The organism is Nonomuraea lactucae (assembly GCF_003313395.1).
Taxonomy (GTDB): Bacteria; Actinomycetota; Actinomycetes; order Streptosporangiales; family Streptosporangiaceae; genus Nonomuraea; species Nonomuraea lactucae.
In genome coordinates, this window is the sequence record NZ_QNFZ01000184.1 from 1 (window position 1) to 8,441 (window position 8,441).

Below are 8,441 nucleotides of genomic sequence, written 5' to 3' on the forward strand. Positions count from 1 at the left end.
GGGAGTAGAGGACGCGGGAGTACGGGGGGCGGGAGCAGGGGACGCGGGGGTGCGGGACGCGGGGGCGCCTGAGCGTCGGCGGGTGCGGCGGCGGCTGGGGGCGGCGGTGCCGTAGCCCACCAGCACGTTACCGGACGCCTGCTCGGCCGCCTCGCCATCGGGACCGGTGCCACCACCGGCGGCGTCGGAGGCGGCTGTCACGACCCCGGGCTCCTTGAAGCCCGGTGCACCGGCACCCGGCTCGCCGTCCTGGGCGGCCGCCGACGGGTCGGCGACCGTGATCAGCGGGGATCCGACGTCGACCACGGCCCCCTCGGCGGCGTGCAGGCGCGTGACCCGCCCCGCGTACGGGACGGGGACCTCCACCACGGCCTTGGCGGTCTCCACCTCGGCGACGGGCTGGTCGACCTCGACCACGTCGCCCTCCTTGACCATCCAGCGGACGATCTCCGCCTCGGTCAGGCCCTCACCCAGGTCGGGGAGCAGGAAGGTGCCGCTCATGCCCCTGCCTCCTCCCACTGGAGCCGGGCCACGGCGTCCAGGATCCGGTCGACGCTCGGGAGATGGTGCTCTTCGAGCTTGGGCGGCGGGTAGGGGATGTCGAAGCCGCCCACCCGCAGCACGGGCGCCTCCAGGAAGTGGAAGCACTGCTCGGTGACGCGCGCCGCGACCTCGGCCCCGTATCCGCCGAAGGTCGAGGCCTCGTGGACGACCACCGCGCGGCCGGTCCGCCGCACGGACGCCGTCACGGTCTCGTCGTCGAACGGGACGAGACTGCGCAGGTCCACCACCTCGACGTCCCAGCCCTCCTCGCGGGCCGCGTCGGCGGTCTCCAGCGCCGTGGCGACCATGGCCCCGTACGCGATCAGGGTCACGTCCGTCCCCGGGCGCCGGACCACGGCGCGGTCCATGGGCTCGGTCCTGACGGGCAGGTCGAGGTCGCCCTTCGTCCAGTAGCGCCGCTTGGGCTCCATGAAGATCACGGGGTCGGGGTCGGCGATGGCGTCGCGCAGCAGCGAGTAGGCGTCCGCCGGGGTGCCCGGCGTGACGACCTTCAGGCCGGGGGTGTGGGTGTAGTACGCCTCCGAGGAGTCGCTGTGGTGCTCCACCCCGCCGATGCCGCCGCCGTACGGCACCCGGATGACCACGGGGAGCCCCAGGCGCCCGCGCGTCCGGTTGCGCAGCTTGGCGAGGTGCGAGGTGACCTGCTCGAACGCCGGGTAGGCGAACGCGTCGAACTGCATCTCGACGACCGGCCGCATGCCGTACATCGCCATGCCGATGGCGGTGCCGACGATGCCGGCCTCCGCCAGCGGGGTGTCGAAGCAGCGGTCGTCGCCGAACTCGGCGGCGAGCCCGTCCGTGATCCTGAACACCCCGCCGAGCTTGCCGACGTCCTCGCCGAACACCAGGACGGACGGGTCGTCGCGCAGCGCGTCACGCAGGGCGGCGTTGAGCGCCTGCGCCATGGTGACCGACGTCCTGACCGCCGGGGTGACCGACGCCTCGGCTTTCGTCTCGGCTGCCTTCGTGGCTGCCTTCGTGGTTGCCTTCGTGGCCGGTGTCGTGGCCTTCTTCGTGACCGACGTGGTGGCCGCCATCACGCCTCCTCGCTCAGTTCGTGGGCGAGCAGCTCCGCCTGGCGGTGGAGGTGCGCCGTCGGCTTGGCGTACACGTGCTCGAACAGGTCGCCGGGCGTGAGCTCGGGCTCGGCGTTCATGCGGGCGCGGAGGGCGGCGGCGGACTCCTCCGCCTCGGCCGCCACGGCCTCGCGGGCGGCCTCGTCGAGCGCCCCCTCGGCGAGGAGCAGCCGCTCCAGCCGCTCGACCGGGTCGCGCTGCCGCCACAGCTCCACCTCCGCCTCGTCGCGGTAGCGCCCCGCGTCGTCGGCGTTGGTGTGGGCGTCCATGCGGTACGTGAGGCATTCGACCAGTGCCGGGCCGCCTCCCGCCCGCGCGTCGTCGAGGGCCTGCCGGACGACGGCGTACACGGCGGCCGCGTCGTTGCCGTCGACGTGGTGGCCGCGCATGCCGTAGCCCACTGCCTTGTGGGCGAGCGTCGGCGCCTTCGACTGCTTGCTGAGCGGCACGCTAATGGCCCACTGGTTGTTCTGGACCACGAAGACCACGGGCGCGGCGAACACGGCCGCGAAGTTGAACGCCTCGTGGGCGTCGCCCTCGCTGGTGGCGCCGTCGCCGATGAACACGAGCACGGCCACCTGGTCGCCCTTGCGGCGGGCGGCGTCGGCCAGGCCCACGGCGTGCACCGTGTTGGTGGCGAGCGGCGTGCACTGCGGGGCGGCGCGGTACGCGTGGGGGTCGTACCCGCAGTGCCAGTCACCGCGCAGCAGGGTGAGCACCTCGACGGGGTCGATGCCCCGCGTCACGAGCGCCACGCTCTCGCGGTAGGTCGGGAACAACCAGTCGAGCTCCCCCATCGCGCGGACGGCGGCCACCTGGCACGCCTCCTGCCCGGAGGACGACGGGTACACCGCGAGGCGCCCCTGCCTGGTCAGCGCGGTGGCCTGCCGGTCGAACCGCCGCCCGGCCACCATGGACCGGTAGAGATCCAGGAGGACGCCGGTGTCGGGGCAGCCATACGCGGGATCCGCGACCCGCCGGCCGTCCTGATCGACGAGCTGGATGGGTGCGCTGCCGGGAAGCAATTCGCCCGGCGACATCGCCCTCGTGGTAGACAACATGATGAAATAGTGGGATTCAAAGGGACGAACGTCTATATTCGGCGACAAACCCCAGACCAGTGGCCATAACGGCATCCCCGAGGAGGCAATATGTCCGGCAGTTCGGCGGCCGGCGGAGCGCAGGCCAGACATTCGGCCGTGGAACTCGACGAGATCGACCGGCGGATCGTCGGACTGCTGTCCGGAGACGGCCGGATGTCCATCCGGACGGTCGCCGAGCAGGCGCACATCTCCAGGGCGAGCGCGTACGCGCGGCTGGAGCGCCTGCGGGAGACCGGCGTCATCACGGGCTTCCGCGCGGTGGTCGATCCGCACCGCTACGGGTTCCCGCTGGCCGCCTACGTGGCGGTCAAGCTGCGGCAGCGGTCCTGGAAGGCGTTCAGCCAACGGCTGCACGAGCTGCCCGAGGTGGAGCACGCCGCCTTGTTGTCGGCCGAGTACGACATGCTGCTGCTCGTCCGCGTGCGCGATCCGGAGGATCTGCGCGACATCGTGCTCGAACGCCTCCACGCGATGCCCGAGGTGGTCACCACGCAGACGATGTTCGTCCTCGACGAGATCCGGACCTGAGACCCCGGCGCTGGATCTCAGTCCCGGATCTCAGCTCCGGCCGGTCACGGACGGCGGACGAGCAACCCGTCGAGCACGTCCCCGACGCTCGCCCGCAGCTCGTCCGCCGCGTCGTCCTGCCCCGCGAGGTGCCGGAGCAGCCCCTGCTGGAAGAGGCCGTCGAAGAGCGCGTAAGCCGTCGCCGGCCCCACCGCCAGGGACGCCCCGGCGAGCTCCGCGAACTGGACGGCGATGCGCCAGATCATCCGTTCGAGGCTCTGGTCGATCTCCAGCACGTCGGCCCGGAACGACTCCTCGAACATGCTCTGGTTGCGCAGGTCGTACCAGAGCCGGTGCATCGGCGCGTCATCGACCAGCGTCCTGGCCAGGGTCGCGGCGAAGCCCTGCCTGAGCTCCTCGGCGGAGTCGGCGGTGGCGACGATCTGGTCGTAGCGGGTCACGCACTCCGCCTTGTACTGCCGGACGCAGTGGGTGATCAGATCGACCTTGTCGCGGAAGTAGTAGTGCAGGACGCCGTGGGAGAACTCGGAGTTCTGGGCGATCTCCCGCAGGCTCGTGCGGGCGTAGCCGAGCTCCGAGAGAGTGCGCAGCGCCGAGGCCGCGAGCTGCGCCCGCCGCTCGGCGAACTTGTCGACCTGCCGGCGCGCGATCCTGTCGCTCGCCTTGTCGGCGACCTGGGTCACAGTGAGACATCCCGTCGGCCGTGGCGCCCGCACCCTGCGAGCCGTGGCCCAGTCTAGCGCGGACGGCCTCTCTCGACCCGCTCGAATCTTGACGAGCGTCCAAGAGTCTTTTGACGATTGTCCAAGAAAGTCTTGACGACTGTCCAGACATCGCTACGCTGTGCCGTACGTCACACCGCCGGGATGCGGGCGGTGCGGCGGGCGGCACCGACCGCCGAGCTCGAAGAGGAGACCCCCCATGAGTGTGCCGAGGAGTGCGTACGACCTGACCGGCCGCAAGGCGCTGGTGACCGGAGGGGCGCGCGGCTTGGGAGCCGGGATGGCCGAGGCGCTGGCCCGCGCCGGAGCGGCGGTCGTCATCGGCGACGTCCTGGAGGACGCCGGCCGGGCGACCGCCGACTCGCTCAAGCAGTCGGGAGCCACGGCCGCGTTCGTCCCCCTCGACGTGACCGACGAGACGAGCTGGGAGTCCGCCGTCGCCGCGACGATCGGCGAGCTCGGCGGCCTCGACATCCTGGTCAACAACGCCGGCATCGAGATCTCGGGCCTCGTCGTCGATCTCGACCCGGTGGACGTGCGCCGCATGCTGGAGGTCAACGTGCTGGGGGTCGCGCTCGGCGTCAAGCACGCGTTCCGGGCGATGCGCCCCGGCGGCCCGGCCGGTGGCGGCGGCGCGATCGTCAACATCGCGTCGGTGGCCGCCACCATCCCCTTCCCCGGCATAGCCGGCTACTCCGCGACCAAGTCGGCGGTGGACCGGCTGACCCGGGTTGCCGCTCTGGAGTCCGGCAAGCTCGGCTACGGCGTAAGAGTGAACTGCGTCTACCCCGGCCTGGTCCCCACCGAGATGGGGGCGAGGCTCGCGCGGGACATGGTGAGCCTCGGCCTGTGGCCGAGCGCGGAGGCCGCCGTCGGCGACGTCATCGGCCTCACCCCGCTGGGGCGGCTCGGCGAGGTCTCCGACATGGCCGACGCCGTGGTGTTCCTCGCCTCCGACGGCGCCCGCTTCGTCACCGGCGCCGGCCTGCCGGTCGACGGCGGCATGGGCATGTGACCCGATCCCCGACAGCCACCTCCGGAAAGGCCCGACCATGAGCACCAGCAAGCCCGTCGTCGTCTACGGCGCCTCCGGCTACACCGGTCGCCTCGTCTGCGAGTACCTCCGCGAGCTGAACATCCCCTTCGTCGCGGCCGGCCGTGACAGGGCGCGCGTCAAGGAGGTGCTGGACCGGATCCCCGGCATCGAGACCGTGGACCACGAGATCGTCGAGGTCGAGCACGAGGTCTCGGCGCTGACCGACCTCTTCCGCGGCGCGAAGGTGGTGAGCAACATGGTGGGCCCGTTCATCAAGTACGGGCCAGAGGTGGTGCAGGCCAGTCTGGCCGCCGGGTGCCACTACCTCGACACCACCGGCGAGCAGGACTGGGTCCTCGACGCGCAGGCCAGGTGGGGCGAGCCGTTCGCCGAGCGCGGCCTGCTCCTGTCGCCCGGGATCGCGCAGATGTACACCACCGGCGAGATCGCCGCGAACCTCTGCCTGGAGACGCCGGGCCTCGACACGCTCGACATCCTCGTGCTGTGGAAGGGCTTCCCCACCTACGCGTCCACCCAGACGATCTTCACCATCCTCAAGGCCGACTGGCACTACCTGGAGCAGAACGAGTATCGGAAGTGGGACCCGAAGACCACCTTCGAGGTCGCGGTGCCCGGGCAGCACGAGGTCGCCCTGGCCCTGCCGTGGGGCGGCACCAGCCACCCGGTGTGGTTCAAGGACGACCCGCGCGTGGCGAACTGCAAGGTCGCCGGAGGCGTCTTCGACCGGACCGTCATGCAGGGCGTGGTCGAGACGGTGAAGCTGGTGGAGGACCAGATCAAGACGCTGCCGCCCGACCAGCAGGACGCGGCCCTGGCGCAGGTCGCCGCCTCGGTGCAGGCGGGGATGCCGCCCCGGGAGAACCCGCGGATCAACACCACGGTGGACTCCGTCCACGCCTCCGGCCCGCTCGGCCGCGCGCACTGCGTCATCTACGGCAACTGCAACTACAAGCAGACGGGCGTGCTGCAGGCGTACGCGGCCTACTCGCTGCTCCAGGAGCCGCCGCGGCGGGCGGGCCTCGCCTCCGGCTGCCAGGCGTTCGGGCACCGGCGGCTGCTGGGCGCGCTGAAGAGCTTCGGCCTCGTGCGGGAGCCGATCCTGACCGTCCACGGCTGAGGCGGGGGCCGCGGCGTGCGTCTCACCGACTATCTCGACAAGGGCGCGTCCCTGGGCCCCGGCTCGCCGTGCCTGACCATGGGCGGCGGCACGCTCACGTACGGCGAGGTCCAGGACCTGTCCTGGAAGGTCGCGCGAGCGCTGGACCGTTCGGGGGTGCGTCCCGGGGACAAGGTCGCCATCCTGTCGGCCAACGACCCCGTCGCGTTCTCCTGCGTGTTCGGCATCGCGCGGGCGGGAGCGGTGTGGTGCCCGATCAACCCTCGCAACGAGGCGGCGGAGAACCGCGACCTGCTCGACCTGTTCGACTGCGTCTGCCTCGTCTTCCAGGGGACGTTCGCGCCGCTGGTGGAGCGGATCCTGCCCGAGCTGCCGAAACTGAGGACGGTGGTCTGCCTCGACGAGCGCCTGCCCATGGCCGTCTCGTTCGAGGACTGGATCGCCGCGACGGCGCCCGGCCCCGGGGGACGCGAGCCGCTCGACGACCTCGCCATGATCGTCGGCACCGGGGGCACCACGGGCAGGCCGAAAGGCGTGATGCTGACCGGCCGCAACCTGGAGACCATGTCGGCGCTGACCTTGATGAGCTACCCGTTCGGCGAGCGTCCCGTCTACCTGGCCCTGGCCCCGCTGACCCACGCCGCGGGCGTGCTCTGCTTCCCGATCATGACGCTCGGCGGCGAGATCGTCGTCATGCCGGCCCCCGACCTCACCGAGTTCCTGGCGCTGATCGAGCGGCACCGCGTCACACACACCTTCCTCCCGCCGACGCTCATCTACATGCTCCTCGCCCACGCCGGCCTGCCCTCGGCCGACCTCACGTCGCTGCGCTGCTTCTGGTACGGCGCGGCGCCCATGTCCGCGGCCCGCCTGGAGGAGGCGATCGGCCGGATCGGCCCCGTGATGGCGCAGCTGTTCGGCCAGACCGAGGCGCCGATGATGATCTCCACCATGTCGCCGCGTGACCATTTCCACGCCGACGGCACGCTGGCCCCCGAGCGCTTCTCCTCCGCCGGCCGCCCCACGCCGCTGGTCACCGTCGGCATCATGGACGGCGAGGGCGGCCTGCTGCCCGCGGGAGAGCGCGGCGAGATCGTGGTCCGCGGCTCCCTGGTGATGGCCGGCTACTACAAGAACCCGTCGGCCACCCGCGAGGCGTCCCGGCACGGCTGGCACCACACCGGGGACATCGGCTTCCTCGACGCCGACGGCTTCCTCCACATCGTCGACCGCGCCAAGGACATGATCATCACCGGCGGCTTCAACGTCTACTCCGCCGAGGTGGAACAGGCCCTCATGGCCCATCCCGCGGTCAGGGACTGCGCGGTCATCGGCCTGCCGGACGACAGGTGGGGCGAGCGGGTGACCGCGGTCGTGCAGCCGCGGCCGGGGGCGAGCCTCGTCGAGGAGGAGGTCCGCGCGTTCGTGAAGGCCCGGGTGGGCTCCGTGAAGGCTCCCAAGCAGATCGAGGTGTGGCCGGACCTGCCCCGCTCGAAGGTGGGCAAGGTGCTCAAGAGCGAGATCAGGTCCCGCATGCTCGCCCCCGGCGGCGACGGTGATCTCTGACGGCCGGCGTCCCTGACGACCCACCGGCCTCACCAGCGACGACGGCGCCCGCCGGACAGGTGGCACTCTCGTCCGGGATAGTGACGGCCCGTCGTGTCAGGCGGTCAGTCTGGTAGCTGTGACCCGGCCACCGACCGCCTGCTGACCATGGGCGACGCGTCCGCGGTCACCCGGCCGTACCTCCACCTCTTCCGGAACGTTCCGGCGGCGGCGGGTGCCGGGGCGCCGCACGCGGTGCCCATCTCCTTGTGCGCCGCCCGGGGCGAGGGCAGGCGACTATACGACATCGTGGCCCGCCGCGGGAGCCCGCCCGAGCCTGCGGGCGGGCTGGACCGGTGCAGATTCCTCGCGGCCACGGTCGCCCGCTTCCACCAGGCCCATCGCGCCTGCCTGACCGGCCTGGCCGGCGGCGCGTTCACGCTGGTCGCCACGGTCCCAGGCACCCGTACGGACCGGCCCGTGGAGGCGTTCCATCCCATGCTCCGCGTCGTCGGCATGGTCGCCGCCCTCAGAGACCTCCACAGGCCCGTCCTGATGCCCGGGGAGAGCGAGACCGCCGTGGCCAGGCTCGCCAGGAGCCAACCCGACGAGCGCGCCTTCCACGTCCTGGGCCCCGTCGGCGGCGAGAGGGTGCTGCTGCTGGACGACCTCTGCGTCTCGGGCGCCCGCGCGCGGAGCGCGGCCTCGGCGCTGCGCCGGGCGGGCGCC

At 72.0% G+C, this 8,441-nt stretch carries 9 protein-coding genes; 5 read left to right on the plus strand and 4 right to left on the minus strand.

Translation table 11 applies throughout. From position 1 onward, the window contains the following. The 3 genes from DQW85_RS11910 to pdhA all read right to left on the minus strand — a co-directional run. Window positions 1–501: biotin/lipoyl-containing protein (locus DQW85_RS11910; RefSeq protein ID WP_338043377.1), on the minus strand; the 501-nt coding region annotated here is incomplete at its 3' end. Further along, window positions 498–1,469: an alpha-ketoacid dehydrogenase subunit beta gene (locus tag DQW85_RS11915; protein WP_113700404.1), complete on the minus strand. Its 972-nt coding sequence runs from the start codon at window positions 1,467–1,469 to the stop codon at window positions 498–500. The genes DQW85_RS11915 and DQW85_RS11910, both read right to left, overlap by 4 nt. A gap of 131 nt (window positions 1,470–1,600) precedes the next feature. Next, window positions 1,601–2,701, minus strand: a complete 1,101-nt coding sequence (gene pdhA, locus DQW85_RS11920) for a pyruvate dehydrogenase (acetyl-transferring) E1 component subunit alpha (protein ID WP_113700398.1) — start codon at window positions 2,699–2,701, stop codon at window positions 1,601–1,603. 90 nt (window positions 2,702–2,791) lie between these two features. Here pdhA and DQW85_RS11925 point away from each other — a divergent pair, with 90 nt between their 5' ends. Beyond that, window positions 2,792–3,271, plus strand: coding sequence for an Lrp/AsnC family transcriptional regulator (locus tag DQW85_RS11925; protein ID WP_113700399.1), 480 nt, complete (start codon window positions 2,792–2,794; stop codon window positions 3,269–3,271). 44 nt (window positions 3,272–3,315) lie between these two features. Here the strand turns inward: DQW85_RS11925 and DQW85_RS11930 are convergent, their stop codons facing one another. Further along, complete coding sequence (locus tag DQW85_RS11930; protein WP_113700400.1) at window positions 3,316–3,954, minus strand: TetR/AcrR family transcriptional regulator; 639 nt, start codon at window positions 3,952–3,954, stop codon at window positions 3,316–3,318. 238 nt (window positions 3,955–4,192) lie between these two features. Between DQW85_RS11930 and DQW85_RS11935 the strand changes: the two genes are divergently transcribed. The 4 genes from DQW85_RS11935 to DQW85_RS11950 form a co-directional block, all read left to right on the plus strand. Further along, on the plus strand, window positions 4,193–5,008 hold the full coding sequence (locus DQW85_RS11935; protein ID WP_113700401.1) for an SDR family NAD(P)-dependent oxidoreductase: 816 nt from the start codon (window positions 4,193–4,195) through the stop codon (window positions 5,006–5,008). Window positions 5,009–5,045: 37 nt separating this feature from the next. Next, window positions 5,046–6,167, plus strand: coding sequence for a DUF5938 domain-containing protein (locus tag DQW85_RS11940; protein WP_113700402.1), 1,122 nt, complete (start codon window positions 5,046–5,048; stop codon window positions 6,165–6,167). A gap of 15 nt (window positions 6,168–6,182) precedes the next feature. Next, window positions 6,183–7,733, plus strand: coding sequence for an acyl-CoA synthetase (locus tag DQW85_RS11945; protein ID WP_113700403.1), 1,551 nt, complete (start codon window positions 6,183–6,185; stop codon window positions 7,731–7,733). A 288-nt stretch (window positions 7,734–8,021) separates the two neighbouring features. After that, window positions 8,022–8,441, plus strand: a 420-nt coding sequence (locus tag DQW85_RS11950) for a hypothetical protein (RefSeq protein ID WP_205315053.1), incomplete at its 3' end; no start/stop codon positions are given.

Coding starts and splice junctions, on each gene's coding strand:
- DQW85_RS11915 (WP_113700404.1), bottom strand. CDS start 1,469: ATGGCGCAGGCGCTCAACGCCGCCCTGCGTGACGCGCTGCGCGACGAC.
- pdhA (WP_113700398.1), bottom strand. CDS start 2,701: ATGTTGTCTACCACGAGGGCGATGTCGCCGGGCGAATTGCTTCCCGGC.
- DQW85_RS11925 (WP_113700399.1), top strand. CDS start 2,792: ATGTCCGGCAGTTCGGCGGCCGGCGGAGCGCAGGCCAGACATTCGGCC.
- DQW85_RS11935 (WP_113700401.1), top strand. CDS start 4,193: ATGAGTGTGCCGAGGAGTGCGTACGACCTGACCGGCCGCAAGGCGCTG.
- DQW85_RS11940 (WP_113700402.1), top strand. CDS start 5,046: ATGAGCACCAGCAAGCCCGTCGTCGTCTACGGCGCCTCCGGCTACACC.